This is a genomic window from Vibrio nomapromontoriensis, assembly GCF_050337205.1.
Lineage (GTDB): Bacteria > Pseudomonadota > Gammaproteobacteria > Enterobacterales > Vibrionaceae > Vibrio > Vibrio nomapromontoriensis.
This window is the reverse complement of the sequence record NZ_JAKJSS010000011.1, coordinates 253,094-271,152: the sequence shown is the minus strand read 5'-3', so window position 1 is coordinate 271,152 and position 18,059 is coordinate 253,094. Positions and strand designations below refer to the sequence as shown.

Genomic DNA, 18,059 nt, shown 5'->3' with positions numbered 1-18,059 from the left:
ACTCAAGGAGCCAGTGAGAGTTTAGGTAAGGAATACCAGTAAGCGCTTGGCAGAAATGTCGGCGCAATCGAGTGCGACAAGCTACGCTTGTTAGTGCGTTTTGATATTGAGTCAGACTGTGTCTCTGGCGAATTGGAGGCTTCGTGAAATTACAATACGAACTTAAAAAGAAAAATGGTCACGCGCGTCGTGGTCAATTAACGTTTGAACGTGGGACAGTGCAGACCCCTGCATTTATGCCAGTGGGTACTTACGGTACTGTGAAAGGCATGACGCCGGAAGAGGTTAAAGATACTGGAGCAGAAATTCTGCTTGGTAATACTTTCCACCTTTGGCTTCGTCCTGGTCAAGAAATCATGAAGCTGCACGGTGACTTGCATGACTTTATGAACTGGCAAGGTCCAATCTTGACAGATTCAGGCGGTTTCCAAGTCTTTAGCTTAGGCGCAACGCGTAAGATCACAGAAGAAGGCGTTCATTTCCGTAGTCCGGTAAATGGTGACAAAGTCTTCATGGATGCTGAAAAGTCAATGGAGATTCAAAAAGACCTTGGCTCTGATGTTGTAATGATCTTTGATGAGTGTACGCCGTATCCTGCTACGCATGATGAAGCGAAGAAATCCATGGAAATGTCACTACGTTGGGCACAACGTTCTCGTGACCACTTCGATAAGCTAGAGAACACGAATTCGTTGTTTGGTATTGTTCAAGGTGGCGTTTACGAAGATTTACGTGACGTTTCAGTTGAAGGCTTAACGAATATTGGCTTCGACGGGTATGCGGTTGGTGGTTTAGCGGTAGGTGAACCTAAAGAAGATATGCATCGCGTTCTCGAGCACACAACCCCTAAACTTCCAGAAGATAAACCTCGCTACCTTATGGGCGTAGGTAAACCAGAAGATCTTGTTGAAGGTGTTCGTCGCGGCATTGATATGTTCGATTGCGTTATGCCAACGCGTAATGCACGTAATGGTCACTTGTTTGTGACTGGCGGCGTTATCAAAATCCGTAATGCAAAGCACAAAACGGATACTACGCCACTGGATCCTGAATGTGATTGTTACACCTGTAAGAATTACTCAAAAGCGTACTTGCATCATCTTGATCGTTGCAACGAAATTTTGGGTGCACGCCTGAACACCATTCATAACCTTCGTTACTATCAACGTCTGATGGAAAGTATCCGTAAGTCGATTGACGAAGATCGTTTTGATGAATTTGTTCAAGAGTTTTACGCACGTCGCGATCGCGAAGTAATACCAATTGATATGAAATAGTTGGTTAATTTTAAGGCTATCCTTGCAACTGGTAACAAATCCTAGCGCTGGGTCACACTTTTTGTGCTCTGAACAGGCGAAGAAACATTGAGTTACGGTTTGCTTCTTGAAAAGATAAGGGGATAGCCCAATTTTGGATATGTATTTACATTTAACGAGGATGTTTTCCAATGAGTTTGATTAGTTCAGCTTACGCTGCTGAAGCCGCTCCACAAGGTGGTGGTTTTGAAATGTTAATTATGCTTGGTATGTTTGCGGTAATTTTTTACTTCATGATTTACCGTCCACAAGCAAAACGCGCAAAAGAGCATAAAAACCTAATGTCTTCGATGGGCAAAGGCGATGAAGTTCTGACTAACGGTGGTTTAATCGGTAAAATTACTAAGATCGCTGAAGACAACGACTACATTGCTATCGCACTAAACGATAACAACGAAGTGGTTATCAAGAAAGATTTCATCACTGCAGTGCTACCAAAAGGTACGCTGAAGTCTCTATAAAAACAGCTAAAGGATCCTCGCTGTGCTAAACCGTTATCCTCTGTGGAAGTACTTAATGGTGATTTTCGCCATTGCTATCGCAGCATTATATGCGCTTCCCAACCTATACGGTGAAGATCCGGCTATTCAAATTACAGGGGCGCGTGGCGCCTCTGTTGATATGTCGACGCTGGATACTGTCACTCAAGCTCTCGATAAAGAGCAGCTCTCTCATAAGTCTATTGCCTTAGAAAACGGCTCTATCTTAGTTCGTTTTAACAGTACTGATACTCAAATTAGTGCACGTGACGTGATCAGCGAAGCGTTAGGCAAAGATTCCATTGTTGCTCTTAACTTAGCGCCTGCGACACCTCATTGGTTAGAAGCTATTGGTGCCGCGCCCATGAAGCTGGGTTTAGACCTTCGTGGTGGTGTTCACTTCTTAATGGAAGTTGACATGGACGCTGCGATGGAAAAGTTGGTTGGACAACAAGAAGAAGCATTTCGAAGTGAATTGCGTGAAGACCGCATTCGCTATCGTTCTATTCGTCCCTCTGGTAAAGATGGGGTAGAAGTCCTACTTCGTGATGCAGAGCAATTGGCACAAGCCAAAGCCGTACTTGAATCGCAACACCCTGATATGGACTTTTTTGATTCAGACTCAAACGGTCGCTTTGCTATTGTTGCTCGCTTTAAAGAAACTCGCCTGCAAGAAATACGTAATTACGCTGTTGAACAAAACATCACTATTCTACGAAATCGTGTGAATGAACTCGGTGTTGCTGAACCTTTGGTGCAGCGTCAGGGCGCAAGTCGTATTGTGGTTGAGCTGCCTGGTGTTCAGGATACTGCTCGAGCCAAAGAAATTCTTGGTGCAACCGCGACACTTGAATTCCGCGAAGTTGACAGTAGTGCAGATTTAGCCGCAGCTGCTAGTGGCCGAGCGCCTGCTGGCAGTGAAATCAAGTTTGACCGAGATGGTCGTCCTGCCGTTCTGAAAAAACGTATTATCCTTGGTGGAGCAAGCATTACTGATGCGAGTTCAAGTGCGGATGAATATGGTCGCCCACAAGTAAACATCTCACTTGATAGTGAAGGTGGTAACAAAATGGCGGCGTTCTCTCGTCAAAATATCGGTAAGCTGATGGCGACGGTATTTGCAGAGTACAAGGACAGTGGTAAACGCACACCTGAAGGTAAGGTCATCCTCGATAAGCATGAAGAAGTTATCAACCAAGCTACGATTCAGTCTGCGCTAGGTCGTAACTTCCGTATTACAGGTATCGACTCTGCTGCTGAAGCGCATAACTTAGCATTATTGCTTCGTGCTGGTGCGTTGATTGCGCCTATCTCGATTGTTGAAGAAAGAACTATTGGTCCATCAATGGGTCAGCAGAATATCGATATGGGTATCATGGCGTGTATCACAGGTATGATTGCTGTGATGCTCTTTACTTTGGTGTACTACCGTGGCTTTGGTCTATTCGCTAACTGTGCATTAATGGCTAACATCGTCCTAATTATTGGTGTGATGTCAATGATACCCGGCGCGACAATGACGCTTCCAGGTATTGCCGGTATTGTACTGACCGTCGGTATGGCGGTAGATGCGAACGTACTTATATTTGAGCGGATCCGGGAAGAGCTAAAAGAGGGCCGTAATCCTCAACAAGCGATCCATCAAGGTTACGCCAATGCATTTAGTACCATTGCCGATGCCAACATCACCACGCTTATTACCGCTATTATATTGTTTGCTGTCGGAACGGGTGCTATCAAAGGCTTCGCTGTGACACTTTCAATCGGTATTATTACCTCAATGTTTACTGCAATTATTGGTACTCGCTGCTTAGTGAATCTGGTATATGGCGGAAAACGTGTTAAGAAACTGTCGATCTAGGAAATAGTTATGTTTGAGATAATGAAAGCAGACAAAACGATCGACTTTATGCGTTGGTCAAAAGTAGCATTCATGTTTTCCATTGCGATGATTGCTGCTGCAATATTTACCCTGTCTACTAAGTGGCTGAACTGGGGCTTAGACTTCACCGGCGGTACGCTGATTGAAGTGGGTTTCGAGCAACCAGCTAATCTTGAAGATGTACGAAGTGCATTGGATGCGGAAGGGTTTGGCGATGCAACGGTACAAAACTTTGGCTCTTCACGTGATGTGATGGTGCGTCTACGCCCACGTGATGGAGTGCAAGCAGAAGCGTTGGGTAACCAAATCTTAAGCGCGATCCAGCAAGGAACAGGTGAAAGCGTTGAGATGCGTCGTATCGAGTTTGTCGGCCCGAATGTCGGCGATGAGCTCACAGAGGCTGGTGGTCTAGCGATTTTAGTCTCCCTAATCTGTATTTTGATTTACGTATCTATACGATTTGAATGGCGTCTTGCTGCTGGTGCTGTAATGGCCTTGGCTCATGACGTTATTATTACCCTAGGTATTTTCTCTTTACTGCAGATTGAAGTGGACTTAACCATAGTGGCAGCGTTGCTGACCGTTGTAGGTTACTCCCTCAATGATACGATTGTAGTATTTGACCGGATTCGTGAGAATTTCCGAAAAATGCGTAAAGGTGAGCCGTCAGAGGTGATGAATAACTCAATCACACAAACATTGAGCCGTACGTTAATTACCTCGGGTACGACATTGTTCGTAGTCATCGCATTGTTTACGCAAGGCGGTGCAATGATACATGGTTTTGCACTTGCACTACTGCTTGGTATCACGGTTGGTACTTACTCTTCTATTTATGTTGCTTCAGCGCTGGCGCTGAAACTGGGTATTCAACGTGAACACCTAATGCCAACGCAAATAGAGAAAGAAGGCGAAGAGCTAGACGAAATGCCATAAGTATTTTCGATTGCTATCAAAAAGGCCGCTCAAAATGAGCGGCCTTTTTTTTTGTCCCGTCCTGAAATGTGTTTACACTTTGAGGACGAGACAGTTATTTAAGTGAAATATTTCTTAATGCTAGATGCAAAAAATCCCAGCCTTAAGGCTGGGATTTGAGAAATGCAGTGAATACTAAGTAATGCGAAATTACTTAAGCATACCTTCATTTGAGTTTTCACGAATGTGCTTAAGCATGGATTTAACACCACGAGCGCTAGACGCAACGATGTTGCCAGACTTCATGTGGTCGGTGCCGCCAGCAAAGTCAGTGACAATCGCGCCAGCTTCACGAGCAATCAGATCGCCAGCAGCCATGTTCCAAGGCTTAAGACCTAGTTCGAAGTAACCATCGACACGACCAGCAGCTAGGTAGCAAAGGTCAAGCGCTGGAGAACCAGTACGACGGAAATCAGAACACTCAACAAACATTGAAGACATGATTTTGAAATAGCTTTCAGAATGCTGCTTTTGCTTGTAAGGGAAGCCAGTACCGATGATGGTACCTTTAAGATCTTTTAGAGGCGTTACGCGAATACGAGCGTTGTTAAGTTGAGCGCCAGAACCACGTTGTGCAGTAAATAGCTCGTTACGCATTGGGTCATAAACACATGCAACTTCTGTTCTGCCCTTCATACGAACAGCAATAGAAACACAGAAGTGTGGTAGACCATTGATAAGGTTAGTGGTGCCATCCAGTGGGTCGATGATCCATTGAACATCACTATCTTTACCTTCAATCATACCGCTTTCCTCAGCAACAATGCTGTGCTCAGGGTAAGAAGTTTGAATAGTATGGATAATGAGTGCTTCAGCTTCTTTGTCTACGTTAGTAACAAAGTCATTAGTGCCTTTCTGTACTGACTCAATGTTGTCAGTGTTTTCAAGTGATTTAGCAATATGGTTGCCAGCTTTACGCGCAGCGCGTATAGCGATATTTAGCATTGGATGCATACGAATTTTCCCAACGGATGTTAAAGAACAAAAAGCGGCGGCGAGTATATCAAAGATTGGGGAAAAGGGAAGTGGTTATTTTTTGTCCTGTCATTCGTGTGAATAAAAAGACCCTGACTATTTTAGTCAGGTTTATGTTATTATTCGGCGGTTTTGTAATCTTGGTGCTATTTGACAATGCTAGACAACGTTAAGATCATTCTCGTCGGAACTTCTCATTCTGGAAATATAGGCTCTGCAGCTCGTGCGATGAAAGTCATGGGATTAAGCCAGATGGTGTTAGTTGATCCTCAATGTGAAGTAGACGCGCAAGCTGTCGCGTTAGCCGCAGGTGCGAGTGATATCGCCTTGGGCGCAACAATTGTCTCTTCTTTAGAAGAAGCGGTCGAAAACTGTGGGTTGGTTGTGGGCTCAAGCGCACGCTCTCGCACATTAGATTGGCCTATGATTGAGCCACGTGAATGTGGACAACGTTTTGCTATTGAAGGTGAAAAGCACCCAGTAGCGTTAGTCTTTGGACGCGAGCGTACTGGTCTTACTAATGATGAACTGCAGCTGTGTCATTTTCATACCTGCATTCCAGCTAATCCTGAATACAGCTCGTTGAATTTAGCGATGGCGGTTCAAACGTTAAGCTACGAAGTTCGTGTTGCTCACCTAGATAGAGAGAGCCAGCAGTATCCTGCTCAAGATGAACCTGATTATCCGCGCCATAAAGAGTTGGAATTATTCTACCAACACCTTGAAAATGTGATTACGGATACCCAGTTCATCTCTAAGGATAAGCCTAACCTTGTCATGAATAAGCTACGTAGACTATTTAGTAGGGCACGTCCTGAATCGCAAGAAATCAATACCTTGCGTGGTATTTTGACATCTATTGATAGAATGCTCGCGGGCAAAAAATAACCACCTTAAGTGTGTGGGTGAATACCTGACTATTTTGGTCAAATAAATACTTGATTAAAATAGTCAGGTATGAAAAAATTGATTCCACAAAGACAATGTGGAAACGTGTGATATGAGATTAACATCAAAAGGAAGATACGCAGTAACAGCGATGCTCGATGTCGCGCTGCACTCACAGCAAAGCCCAGTCCCGCTGGCCGATATTTCTGAGCGTCAAGGGATTTCCCTTTCTTACTTAGAACAGCTGTTTTCTAAACTGCGTAAAGCCGGACTAGTCTCAAGTGTCCGTGGTCCAGGTGGAGGTTACCGCCTAGGTACTGACGGCGCCGACATTTCCATTGGTACGGTTATCGCCGCTGTGGATGAGTCGGTCGATGCAACCAAATGCGCTGGCAAAGGTGATTGCCAAGGCGGTACTCGTTGTCTCACTCACACGTTATGGCGAGATTTAAGTTCTCGTATTAGCGACTTCCTAAACAATATCACTCTTGGTGAGTTGATGGTTGATAATGAAGTCCTTGAAATTTCAGACCGTCAAGACATAGATCTTACGGTCAATAATGGGTTTTCCAGAAAAAATAATAACGCTGCCCCCATCGGCATTAATGTTCGCTCGTAAGTAGTGTTGCTTTTACATTGGAGTAAAGAATGAAACTGCCTATATATTTAGACTACTCTGCCACTTGTCCAGTAGACCCTCGTGTTGCTGATAAGATGGTGAAATTCATGACAATGGACGGAACGTTTGGTAACCCAGCGTCACGTTCGCACCGTTATGGATGGCAGGCAGAAGAAGCAGTAGATAATGCACGTGAGCAAATTGCAGATTTGCTGAATGCAGACCCTCGTGAAATTGTTTTCACATCGGGCGCAACAGAATCAGATAACCTTGCGATTAAAGGTGCAGCACATTTTTATGGCAAGAAAGGTAAGCACGTTATTACCTGCAAAACTGAACATAAAGCCGTTTTGGATCCATGCCGCCAGCTAGAGCGAGAGGGCTTTGAGGTTACTTACCTAGAGCCAGAAACAAACGGTATCATCGATCTTGCTAAGCTAGAAGCGGCGATGCGTGAAGATACTGTATTAGTGTCTATCATGCATGTAAATAACGAAATCGGTGTTATTCAAGACATTGCTGCGATGGGAGAGTTATGTCGTAGCAAAAAGATTATCTTTCACGTTGATGCTGCTCAATCAGCGGGAAAATTGCCTATCGATGTGCAAGAAATGAAAGTGGACTTAATTTCGCTTTCTGCACACAAGGTTTATGGCCCTAAAGGTATCGGCGCACTATACGTCCGTCGTAAGCCACGCATTCGCTTAGAAGCGCAAATGCACGGTGGCGGTCACGAACGAGGTTTCCGCTCTGGCACATTAGCGACTCACCAAATTGTGGGTATGGGCGAAGCGTTTGCTATTGCTAAACAAGATATGCAGAAAGATTACGAGCATGCAAAAGCACTGAGCGAGCGTCTCTATGCTGGTGTGAAAGGTCTTGAAGCCGTGACAGTTAATGGCGACTTAGACATGCGTGTCCCACATAACTTGAACATCAGCTTTGCTTTTGTTGAAGGTGAGTCACTACTGATGTCATTGAAAGATCTTGCAGTTTCATCGGGTTCTGCATGTACATCTGCCAGCCTAGAGCCTTCTTATGTGCTTCGAGCACTCGGCTTAAATGATGAACTTGCACATAGCTCTGTACGTTTTTCCTTTGGTCGCTTTACGACAGAAGAAGAAATTGATTATGCCATTGAGCAAATCAAAACAGCAGTGAACAAGTTACGCGACATGTCTCCTCTATGGGATATGTATAACGAAGGGATTGACCTAGATACGGTTGAGTGGGCACACCACTAATCTCAAGGATATAGAGGATTCGAGGAAAATATTATGGCTTACAGCGAAAAAGTAATTGATCACTATGAGAACCCACGTAACGTAGGTTCATTTGATAAGAATGATCCAAACGTCGGTAGCGGCATGGTTGGTGCTCCAGCGTGTGGTGATGTAATGAAGCTGCAAATCAAGGTAACACCGGAAGGTATTATCGAAGATGCTAAGTTTAAAACCTACGGCTGTGGTTCAGCTATTGCGTCGAGTTCACTTGTGACTGAGTGGGTGAAAGGCAAGTCAGTGGACGAAGCAGCAGCAATTAAGAATTCAGAGATTGCAGACGAGTTAGAGTTGCCACCCGTTAAGGTGCACTGCTCTATCCTTGCCGAAGATGCGATTAAAGCTGCCGTTGCTGACTACAAGAAAAAGCACGACTAAATTCTAGGTTAATACCTAAAAAATTGATTCAATAGATTAAAAGATAAGGTTGTAGTATGGCCATCTCCATGACAGACGCAGCAGCAAGTCGCGTAAAAACATTTCTCGATAACCGTGGTAAAGGCCTTGGTTTACGCTTGGGTGTGAAAACCACTGGGTGTTCAGGAATGGCGTACGTGCTTGAGTTCGTTGATGATCTAGACGATGGTGATGAGGTATTTGAACACGCTGGTGTAAAAGTCATCATTGATGCTAAAAGCCTTGTCTATCTAGATGGAACAGAATTGGATTACGTAAAAGAAGGTTTAAACGAAGGTTTTGAATTCAACAACCCTAACGCAAAAGGCGAGTGTGGTTGTGGTGAAAGTTTCAACGTTTAACCGATAAGGAGCTCAGTACTCTGAGCTCCAATAATACGAGTCATACGATATGAATCATTTTGATCTTTTTGGGCTACCTGTTCAGTTTTCTCTGGACGGTAGCCTTCTTTCTTCCCAGTTTCTTGAGCTTCAAAAGCGTTTTCACCCCGATAATTTTGCCTCAGCTTCCGAGCGAGACCGATTATTAGCGGTGCAAAAGGCGGCGCAGATTAACGATGCGTATGAAGTGTTGCGACGTCCCATCTCTCGAGCAGAGTACTTACTGTCCGAAAATGGTATCGATATTCGCGGCGAGCATAAAACCCTTCAAGACCCTATGTTTCTTATGGAACAAATGGAACTTCGCGAAACACTCGAAGACATAGCAAGTTCAGCGAATGCAGAAGAAGAACTTTTTGACTTTGAACGTCAGGTAAGCAAAATGTTTAACGAGCATCTAACCGAGTTAACTCATGAGTTGGAACAGGCTCGTTGGGATAGCGCTGCAGACAGCGTTCGAAAACTCAAATTTATCGCCAAGCTACAAAACGAAATTGAACAGTTAGAAGAAAAATTGCTTGGCTAATGACAGCCTCCAAGGATATTTGAATGGCATTACTTCAAATCGCAGAGCCGGGACAAAGTTCTGCACCACACGAACACAAACTGGCAGCAGGAATTGATTTAGGGACAACTAACTCACTCGTGGCTAGCGTAAGAAGTGGCGAAGCGGCAACGCTCGCGGATTCTCATGGCAACAAGATCTTACCCTCTGTCGTCCACTATGCGCAAGATCAGGTGACCGTTGGCTACGATGCAAGAAATAACGCATCCAAAGATCCAGAGAATACGATCGTGTCGGTTAAGCGATTACTTGGACGCTCTTTAGCTGATGTAAAAGCTCGCTATCCTTCATTGCCTTATCTATTGTCTGAAAGTACTAATGGGCTGCCTGTTCTGCAAACTGCTGCAGGAGATAAAAACCCAATTCAAGTGTCTGCGGATATCCTGAAAACACTCGCTGAACGTGCCCAAGCCTCGTTGGGTGGTGAGCTTGCTGGTGTTGTCATTACCGTGCCTGCCTATTTCGATGACGCTCAGCGCGTCGGAACCAAAGATGCGGCCAGTCTTGCCGGTTTGCACGTACTTCGTTTACTTAACGAGCCAACTGCTGCGGCTATCGCCTATGGGCTAGATAGTGGTCAAGAAGGCGTGATTGCCGTTTATGACTTAGGCGGTGGTACATTTGATATTTCAATTTTACGCTTATCAAAAGGGGTATTTGAAGTATTAGCAACAGGCGGTGACTCTGCGCTAGGGGGCGATGATTTTGATCATCTTATTGCCGATCACTTCCAAGCGCTCATTGGACTCACTGAGCTAACGTCGGCGCAACAGCGTGAGCTTCTTGACGCGGCGACCCAAGCAAAGATTGATTTAAGTGACGCGGAAAGCACCTCGGTTTCTGTGCTCGGTTGGCAAGGTGAACTCACACGCTCAACATTTAATGACATCGTTCGTCCTTTATTAAAGAAAACGCTTATGTCATGTCGTCGCGCGTTGCGTGATGCAGAAGTCGATGCAGAACAAGTTTTAGAAACCGTGATGGTTGGTGGTTCAACCCGCACACCACTGGTTCGTGAAATGGTTGGTGAATTCTTTGGCAAAACACCACTAACATCGATTAACCCTGATGAAGTGGTGGCAATTGGCGCTGCGATTCAAGCGGATATTCTAGTGGGTAACAAACCAGATTCAGAAATGCTGCTTCTTGATGTGATTCCACTGTCTCTGGGTATCGAAACCATGGGTGGGTTAGTGGAGAAAATTGTGCCGCGCAACACCACAATCCCTGTGGCCCGCGCACAAGAATTTACCACATTTAAAGATGGCCAAACGGCAATGTCGGTGCACATTGTGCAAGGTGAACGTGAGCTGATCGACGATTGCCGTTCGTTAGCGCGCTTTTCTTTAAAGGGCATTCCTCCAATGACGGCGGGTGCGGCGCATATTCGAGTGACCTACCAAGTCGACGCTGATGGTCTGCTGTCAGTGACTGCGATGGAAAAAAGCACAGGTGTGCAATCTGAAATCCAGGTGAAGCCTTCTTATGGTTTAAGTGATGATGAAGTCACGAACATGTTGAAAGACTCGATGACGTACGCGAAAGAAGACATGTTAGCGCGAGCGCTCGCAGAGCAACGTGTTGAAGCGGATCGAGTGATTGAAGGATTAGTTGCCGCAATGCAAGCTGATGGCGATGAACTATTGGATGATGCAGGTAAACAAGCGCTGGTAAGCGCGATAGAAGCACTGATTCAATTACGCAATGGCGACAACGCTGATGCTATTGAGCAAGGTATTAAAGACACTGATAAAGCCAGCCAAGATTTTGCCTCTCGTCGTATGGATAAATCCATCCGAGAAGCATTAGCTGGTCAATCAGTTGACAATATTTAAAAGTAAGGACCAAGTAGTCATGCCAAAAATTGTTGTATTACCTCACGAGGACCTGTGTCCAGAAGGTGCAGTTTTAGAAGCGAAGCCAGGTGAAACGGTATTAGACGTTGCACTAAAAAATGGCATCGGAATTGAACACGCTTGCGAAAAGTCGTGTGCGTGTACCACTTGTCACATAGTAGTACGTGAAGGTTTTGACTCTCTTGACGAAAGTGATGAGTTAGAAGATGACATGCTGGATAAAGCATGGGGTCTTGAGCCGGAGTCTCGTTTAGGCTGCCAAGCAAAAGTGATGAATGAAGATTTGGTTGTTGAGATCCCTAAATATACCCTTAATCACGCATCAGAAGATCATTAAAGCGTCTGCTAAGGAGAGCTTATGAGTTTAACATGGACGGATTCACGTGATATTGCTATTGAGCTGTGTGACAAGTTTCCAGACACTGATCCTAAAACGGTTCGTTTTACCGATTTGCATCAGTGGATTCTTGATTTAGAAGAGTTTGATGATGAGCCTAATCGTTCTAATGAAAAAATTCTAGAAGCCGTCATATTATGCTGGATGGATGAGTACGAATAAGTCGATTATTTGACATACTGTGATGAAAACGGGCCTATGGCCCGTTTTTTTGTATTCAGTTGTTACATTGTTATTAATTCGGATGGGCATGTCATTGGTATTGACTCTACATAATGCTAACATCTCGATAGTTACCAATATGACGAAACATATAATGGACCAGACAAGGAGAAACCATGTCTAATGCACTGTCGGTATTTCTGAGCCAAGAAATGGCACCATCACAATGGGGAGAAGGTGCGACTCTTTCTTATTCAGAGTCAGGTACGACAATTCATCTCGCCGAGAATCTAGACTTAGATGTTATTCAAAGAGCGGCTCGAAAATTGGACTCGCAAGGCATCACATGCGCGAGTCTACAGGGTGAAAACTGGGATTTAGAAGCTACCTGGGCTTTTTACCAAGGTTATCGTAACCCTAAGAAGACAACATCCGTAGAGCTTCCGTCTTTAAGCGAGGCCGATACTCATGAGTTAAATGCTCGCATAAAAGCTTCCGACTGGACGCGCGATATTATTAATAAAAGTGCGGAAGAAGTCGCACCTCGTCAACTTGCGACTATGGCGGCTGAATTTATTAAATCCACTGCGCCAGAGCATGTCACTTACCGCATTGTTAAAGATAAAGACTTGCTGACTGAAGGCTGGACTGGCATTTTTGCAGTCGGTCGCGGATCTGCTCGTACTTCTGCCATGCTACAACTGGATTATAACCCAACCGGTGATCCTGAAGCGCCAGTGTTCGCTTGTTTAGTCGGTAAAGGGATTACTTTTGACTCCGGTGGTTATAGTTTGAAAGCATCAAACTTCATGACGGCAATGAAGGCCGACATGGGTGGGGCCGCGACCATTACTGGCGGGTTAGGGTTAGCGATTCTTCGTGGCTTAAACAAGCGAGTGAAGCTTATTCTTTGTTGCGCTGAAAACATGGTGTCAGGCAGGGCATTAAAGCTTGGTGATGTTATTACTTATAAGAATGGCAAAACAGTAGAAATCATGAATACTGACGCTGAAGGCCGCTTGGTACTGGCCGATGGTCTGATTTTTGCGAGCGAGCAAAACCCAGAAATGATCATCGACTGTGCAACATTAACTGGCGCGGCGAAGAATGCGCTTGGTAATGACTACCACGCTATTATGTCGTTTGATGATGAGTTGACTCATCAAGCTCTGACGAATGCTAATCAAGAGAAAGAAGGGCTTTGGCCGCTTCCACTTGCTGATTTTCACCGTAATATGTTGCCATCAAATTTTGCCGATCTGTCTAATATTAGCAGCGGAGATTACTCCCCAGGCGCTAGTACGGCAGCTGCTTTCTTGTCTTACTTTGTTGAAGACTACCAAAAGGGCTGGGTGCATTTTGATTGTGCTGGCACGTACCGTAAGTCTGCTTCAGACAAGTGGGCCGCGGGGGCGACTGGTATGGGAACACGTACCTTAGCTCGGTTGCTAGTAGAGCAAGCTAAAAAATAATGGCATAAGCCAAGAAATTGCGAAATAAAAAGCAATAGATTACAAAAACTGAAAGGAAGAACGATGACCCTAGAAAGAACATTTTCAATCGTTAAACCCGATGCTGTTGAGCGCAACCTTATCGGTGAGATCTACCACAGAATAGAGAAGGCTGGTCTGAGTATCGTCGCGGCGAAGATGGTTCGCTTAACGGATGAGCAAGCCAAAGGTTTTTATGCTGAACATGAAGGAAAACCTTTTTTTCCGGCGCTGCGTGAATTCATGACATCGGGACCAATTATGGTTCAAGTGTTAGAGGGTGAAGATGCGATTAGTCGTTACCGTGAATTAATGGGTAAAACCAATCCAGAAGAAGCGGCCTGTGGGACGATACGTGCTGATTACGCATTGAGCATGCGCTATAACTCGGTTCATGGTTCAGATAGCCCTGAGTCAGCGGCTCGCGAAATTGAATTCTTCTTTCCAGAGTCAGAAATCTGCCCTCGTTAATTGAAGGCGATAATACAAAGGAGGCGCTAGCCTCCTTTTTTATTGCCTGACCATTGGCTTGTATAAAAAATGTTCACTTATAAATGAAAGCCTTATTATTTTAGGGTTTTGTAGCGCTTGTTGCAGGAGCCTAAAGGCTGTACAATTCGCGCCCTTAACAGAATCTTCGTCATTTAAGAGGCAACATGACCGTACAAAAAGTCAATCTACTCGATTTTGATCGCAAGGGCTTGCGTAAGTTTTTTCAAGAAGAGCTCGGCGAAAAAGCCTTTCGTGCTGATCAGGTAATGAAGTGGATCTACCATTTCGGTTGTGATGACTTTGAGAAAATGAACAACATCAACAAAAAGCTTCGTGAGAAGTTGTTGAGAGTGGCTGAAATCAAAGCCCCAACTGTTTCAGAAGCTCAGCACTCATCGGACGGCACCATTAAATGGGCGATGCGAGTAGGCGACCAAGATGTTGAAACGGTTTATATTCCAGACGAAGATCGAGCGACATTGTGTGTATCATCCCAAGTCGGATGTGCGCTTGAGTGTAAATTTTGCTCTACGGCTCAACAAGGCTTTAACCGTAATCTAAAAGTGTCTGAGATTATTGGACAGGTTTGGCGTGCGGCGAGAGAAATTGGCTTACAAAAAGAAACCGGTCGTCGTCCTATCACTAACGTCGTGATGATGGGAATGGGCGAGCCACTTCTTAACATGAAGAACTTGCTACCAGCACTAGAGCTAATGCTTGACGATCTGGGTTTTGGGTTATCAAAGCGTCGTATTACGGTATCGACTTCAGGCGTGGTTTCTGGACTTGATCAAATGACAGGTAATATTGATGTCGCATTGGCTATTTCGCTGCATGCGCCAAACGATAAGCTACGTAGCGAAATCATGCCTATCAATGATCGTTGGGATATCCAAGATTTCTTAGCTTCTGTTCAGCGCTACATTGCTTCATCAAATGCAAACCGCGGCCGTGTAACAGTTGAGTATGTTTTGCTTGATCATGTTAACGATGACATGGACCATGCGCGAGAATTAGCAGAGCTGCTAAAAGACACGCCAGCTAAGATTAACTTGATTCCATTTAACCCGTACCCAGGTTCGCCTTATAAAAAGCCAAGCAATTCACGAATTGATCGCTTCATGAAAACCTTGATGCAGTATGATTATACGGTCACGGTACGAAAAACACGTGGCGATGATATTGATGCAGCTTGTGGTCAGTTAGTGGGTGATGTGATTGACCGTACAAAACGTACTAAGCAAATCAGCCAAAAAGGCGCGGAAGAGATTCCGGTTAAAACGCTATAATGCACCGCACTCTAAAGCCAAGTTTCGACTTGGCTTTTTTGTATTTACGACTGAGTGAATAATCTGACGAAATTATCCGATCGCTGCCACAAAGCTATACAAATATTTTTGCTATTAGGGAACAAATATTGTTTTTATTAATCAAATAGTTCAAAGCGTCGCCTGATCAAGGTAAGTATTGTTATTTTTTAATCAAAATAGTCAGTATTCGCATTGATTTACGATTGGTTATTTTAACTCATGAATAGAATCGACTATCATGGGGCATTAGAGATGGTGAATCTCAGATATTGAGAAAAATTCTCAACGTGCAAACGTATTTTTAATGTCGACCATTTTAACAATGGATGTAGTGTCGACGATGACCATTAGGGACTAGGCTGTACATACAGTTAGTGCATACGATTTACTAGATTGATGATACGTAAACACCGATAAATAAAATGAAATAAGCGTGTGTGAATCTCAGTCACAACCATAAGAAGTACAGAATTAATGAGTACAGATAGCAATCAAAGTACAGAGCGTGTCCTAGAAGAAAAAGACGTTGTCTTAGCTGGAACCATTTTAAAGCAAAAGCGAGAAGCATTAGGGCTGACTCAAAAGCAGATTGCTGATCGACTCCGTTTGCGAGTTGCGATTATTCAAAAAATTGAATCCAATGAATTCGATGGTGAGCTTGTGGCAACCTTTACCCGAGGTTACCTTCGCTCCTATGCCAAAGCAGTGGGTGTAGAAGAAAAAGAAGTGCTGGGGGCGATTGACCATCATGGTGAGGCTCAACACAGCGAACAAGAGATGCAAAGCTTTTCACAGAAAACGAATAAAGAAAAACACGATAGCCGAATCATGAAGCTCACGTGGGGTATTTTTGCTGTCATCATCGGTATTTCATCGGTCTGGTGGCTGCAAAACCAGCAAAAGGACACCTTGTCTGAAATTGCGGATACCAGTGAACCTGCTGCGGAAGTGGCAGAGATGAATATCGAGCCTGATACAGCACAAGACACCACGTTTGATACCTTGCCTGCTGAGGCAACCGAACAAGTTAAAACGCTTGATGTGTCCGCTGTACTAGAAAGCTCAGAGACAGAAGCGGCGCAAGCGCAGTCGGGTGCTATTGCGGATGCCGTTGTTGAAGCTGATGATGCGGTAACGACGGACAGCGAGCTAAAAGAGTCGGCCACAGCACAAGCGAAAGAAAAAAAAACAGTTGAGAACGGATTAACCAATTTAACCATGTCGTTTAAAGGTGATTGTTGGATCCAAGTTAAAGATGCCAATGGAAAAACCGTGACGACAGGAATCAAGAAGCCGGGAGAGCTAGTTGATGTGAATGGTAAAGCACCATTTAAAATCATCTTAGGCGCTCCAGAAAAGGTTTCTATGACATTTGCGAGTGAACCTGTCGACCTTTCTGGGTATACTTCAGGCAAAGTAGCTCGATTCACCTTACCTTAGAAATCAATATGCATCACGAATCTCCAATTAAACGTCGCCCATCTACGCGTATTTATGTGGGTGATGTACCTATCGGTGACGGCGCACCAATCGCCGTTCAATCCATGACAAACACGCGTACAACAGACGTGCAAGCGACTGTTGCTCAGATCCGAGCGTTGGAAAATGTCGGGGCAGATATTGTCCGCGTTTCTGTACCAACTATGGATGCTGCAGAAGCCTTTCGAGAAATTAAGAAGCAAGTGTCGATTCCATTAGTTGCCGATATTCATTTTGATTATCGGATTGCCTTAAAGGTGGCAGAGTATGGTGTCGATTGCTTGCGCATTAACCCAGGTAACATCGGTAACGAGGCACGTATTCGCTCTGTGGTCGACTGCGCTCGAGATAACAATATTCCAATTCGAATTGGCGTGAATGGCGGATCTTTAGAAAAAGATATTCAAATGAAGTATGGCGAACCAACACCTGAAGCGTTGGTGGAGTCTGCTATGCGTCACGTGGATATTTTAGATCGCCTGAACTTTGATCAATTCAAGATCAGCGTCAAAGCATCCGATGTTTTTCTTGCGGTTGACTCTTACCGATTGCTAGCAAAGAAAATTGATCAGCCTTTGCACTTAGGCATTACCGAAGCGGGTGGCGCACGAGCTGGTGCGGTTAAATCTTCTGTTGGTCTCGGTATGCTGTTAGCTGAAGGTATCGGTGATACGCTGCGAATCTCGTTAGCAGCTGATCCGGTAGAAGAAATTAAAGTTGGCTTTGATATTCTTAAATCACTGCGAATTCGCTCTCGTGGTATTAACTTCATTGCCTGCCCAAGTTGCTCTCGCCAAGAATTCGACGTTATTGGCACCGTGAATGCACTGGAACAGCGCTTAGAAGATATCATTACACCAATGGACGTTTCGATCATTGGATGCGTGGTGAATGGTCCTGGCGAAGCTGAAGTATCTCACTTAGGGTTAGCAGGCAGTAACAAAAAAAGTGCTTTTTACGAAGATGGTAAACGTCAAAAAGAGCGCTTAGACAACGATGATCTTATTAGTAAGTTAGAAGCTAAAATTCGCGCGAAAGCCTCGATTTTAGACGAAAACAATCGAATCAATATTAGTCAGATAGACGACAAATAATCT

Annotated in this window: 19 protein-coding genes; 18 read left to right on the top strand and 1 reads right to left on the bottom strand. The window is 44.5% G+C overall.

All coding sequences use genetic code 11. From position 1 onward, the window contains the following. Window positions 1-143 precede the first annotated feature (143 nt). The 4 genes from tgt to secF all read left to right on the top strand — a co-directional run bounded on the left by tgt (window position 144) and on the right by secF (window position 4,613). Window positions 144-1,277, top strand: a complete 1,134-nt coding sequence (tgt, locus tag L4D05_RS15890; RefSeq protein WP_428752751.1) for a tRNA guanosine(34) transglycosylase Tgt — start codon at window positions 144-146, stop codon at window positions 1,275-1,277. Window positions 1,278-1,447: 170 nt separating this feature from the next. Further along, window positions 1,448-1,777, top strand: a complete 330-nt coding sequence (yajC, locus tag L4D05_RS15885) for a preprotein translocase subunit YajC (RefSeq protein ID WP_265676090.1) — start codon at window positions 1,448-1,450, stop codon at window positions 1,775-1,777. Window positions 1,778-1,799: 22 nt separating this feature from the next. Continuing rightward, entirely contained in the window at window positions 1,800-3,656 is a 1,857-nt protein-coding gene (gene secD, locus L4D05_RS15880) for a protein translocase subunit SecD (protein WP_428794584.1), read from the top strand. A 9-nt stretch (window positions 3,657-3,665) separates the two neighbouring features. Beyond that, window positions 3,666-4,613, top strand: a complete 948-nt coding sequence (gene secF, locus L4D05_RS15875; protein WP_428752749.1) for a protein translocase subunit SecF — start codon at window positions 3,666-3,668, stop codon at window positions 4,611-4,613. Between the two features lie 189 nt (window positions 4,614-4,802). On the opposite strand, the gene suhB is transcribed toward secF, so the two are convergent. Continuing rightward, entirely contained in the window at window positions 4,803-5,606 is an 804-nt protein-coding gene (gene suhB / locus L4D05_RS15870; RefSeq protein ID WP_265676087.1) for an inositol-1-monophosphatase, read from the bottom strand. Between the two features lie 177 nt (window positions 5,607-5,783). Between suhB and trmJ the strand changes: the two genes are divergently transcribed. The 14 genes from trmJ to ispG all read left to right on the top strand — a co-directional run bounded on the left by trmJ (window position 5,784) and on the right by ispG (window position 18,056). Continuing rightward, a complete protein-coding gene (gene trmJ / locus L4D05_RS15865; protein WP_428752747.1) occupies window positions 5,784-6,515 on the top strand; it encodes a tRNA (cytosine(32)/uridine(32)-2'-O)-methyltransferase TrmJ in 732 nt (243 codons plus the stop codon). A 112-nt stretch (window positions 6,516-6,627) separates the two neighbouring features. Beyond that, window positions 6,628-7,134: a Fe-S cluster assembly transcriptional regulator IscR gene (iscR, locus tag L4D05_RS15860; protein WP_265676085.1), complete on the top strand. Its 507-nt coding sequence runs from the start codon at window positions 6,628-6,630 to the stop codon at window positions 7,132-7,134. 29 nt (window positions 7,135-7,163) lie between these two features. Further along, entirely contained in the window at window positions 7,164-8,378 is a 1,215-nt protein-coding gene (locus L4D05_RS15855; RefSeq protein WP_428752746.1) for an IscS subfamily cysteine desulfurase, read from the top strand. A gap of 33 nt (window positions 8,379-8,411) precedes the next feature. Further along, on the top strand, window positions 8,412-8,792 hold the full coding sequence (gene iscU / locus L4D05_RS15850) for a Fe-S cluster assembly scaffold IscU (RefSeq protein ID WP_265676083.1): 381 nt from the start codon (window positions 8,412-8,414) through the stop codon (window positions 8,790-8,792). A 56-nt stretch (window positions 8,793-8,848) separates the two neighbouring features. Further along, on the top strand, window positions 8,849-9,172 hold the full coding sequence (iscA, locus tag L4D05_RS15845; RefSeq protein WP_265676082.1) for an iron-sulfur cluster assembly protein IscA: 324 nt from the start codon (window positions 8,849-8,851) through the stop codon (window positions 9,170-9,172). Window positions 9,173-9,221: 49 nt separating this feature from the next. Next, entirely contained in the window at window positions 9,222-9,737 is a 516-nt protein-coding gene (gene hscB / locus L4D05_RS15840; protein WP_428752744.1) for a co-chaperone HscB, read from the top strand. A gap of 23 nt (window positions 9,738-9,760) precedes the next feature. Beyond that, window positions 9,761-11,611 (top strand): Fe-S protein assembly chaperone HscA, encoded by a 1,851-nt coding sequence (hscA, locus tag L4D05_RS15835; protein WP_428794583.1) that lies wholly within the window; start codon window positions 9,761-9,763, stop codon window positions 11,609-11,611. Window positions 11,612-11,630: 19 nt separating this feature from the next. Then, the gene (fdx, locus tag L4D05_RS15830; RefSeq protein ID WP_428752741.1) at window positions 11,631-11,969 is read left to right on the top strand and encodes an ISC system 2Fe-2S type ferredoxin; all 339 of its coding nucleotides are present in this window, start codon (window positions 11,631-11,633) and stop codon (window positions 11,967-11,969) included. Between the two features lie 21 nt (window positions 11,970-11,990). After that, window positions 11,991-12,191 (top strand): Fe-S cluster assembly protein IscX, encoded by a 201-nt coding sequence (iscX, locus tag L4D05_RS15825; RefSeq protein WP_428752739.1) that lies wholly within the window; start codon window positions 11,991-11,993, stop codon window positions 12,189-12,191. A gap of 176 nt (window positions 12,192-12,367) precedes the next feature. After that, window positions 12,368-13,663 (top strand): aminopeptidase PepB, encoded by a 1,296-nt coding sequence (gene pepB / locus L4D05_RS15820; RefSeq protein ID WP_428752738.1) that lies wholly within the window; start codon window positions 12,368-12,370, stop codon window positions 13,661-13,663. 63 nt (window positions 13,664-13,726) lie between these two features. Further along, on the top strand, window positions 13,727-14,152 hold the full coding sequence (gene ndk / locus L4D05_RS15815) for a nucleoside-diphosphate kinase (protein WP_428752737.1): 426 nt from the start codon (window positions 13,727-13,729) through the stop codon (window positions 14,150-14,152). A 185-nt stretch (window positions 14,153-14,337) separates the two neighbouring features. Then, entirely contained in the window at window positions 14,338-15,462 is a 1,125-nt protein-coding gene (gene rlmN / locus L4D05_RS15810) for a dual-specificity RNA methyltransferase RlmN (protein ID WP_428752735.1), read from the top strand. A 495-nt stretch (window positions 15,463-15,957) separates the two neighbouring features. Next, a complete protein-coding gene (rodZ, locus tag L4D05_RS15805; RefSeq protein WP_428794582.1) occupies window positions 15,958-16,923 on the top strand; it encodes a cytoskeleton protein RodZ in 966 nt (321 codons plus the stop codon). An 8-nt stretch (window positions 16,924-16,931) separates the two neighbouring features. After that, window positions 16,932-18,056: a flavodoxin-dependent (E)-4-hydroxy-3-methylbut-2-enyl-diphosphate synthase gene (ispG, locus tag L4D05_RS15800; RefSeq protein WP_265676074.1), complete on the top strand. Its 1,125-nt coding sequence runs from the start codon at window positions 16,932-16,934 to the stop codon at window positions 18,054-18,056. Window positions 18,057-18,059 lie beyond the last annotated feature (3 nt).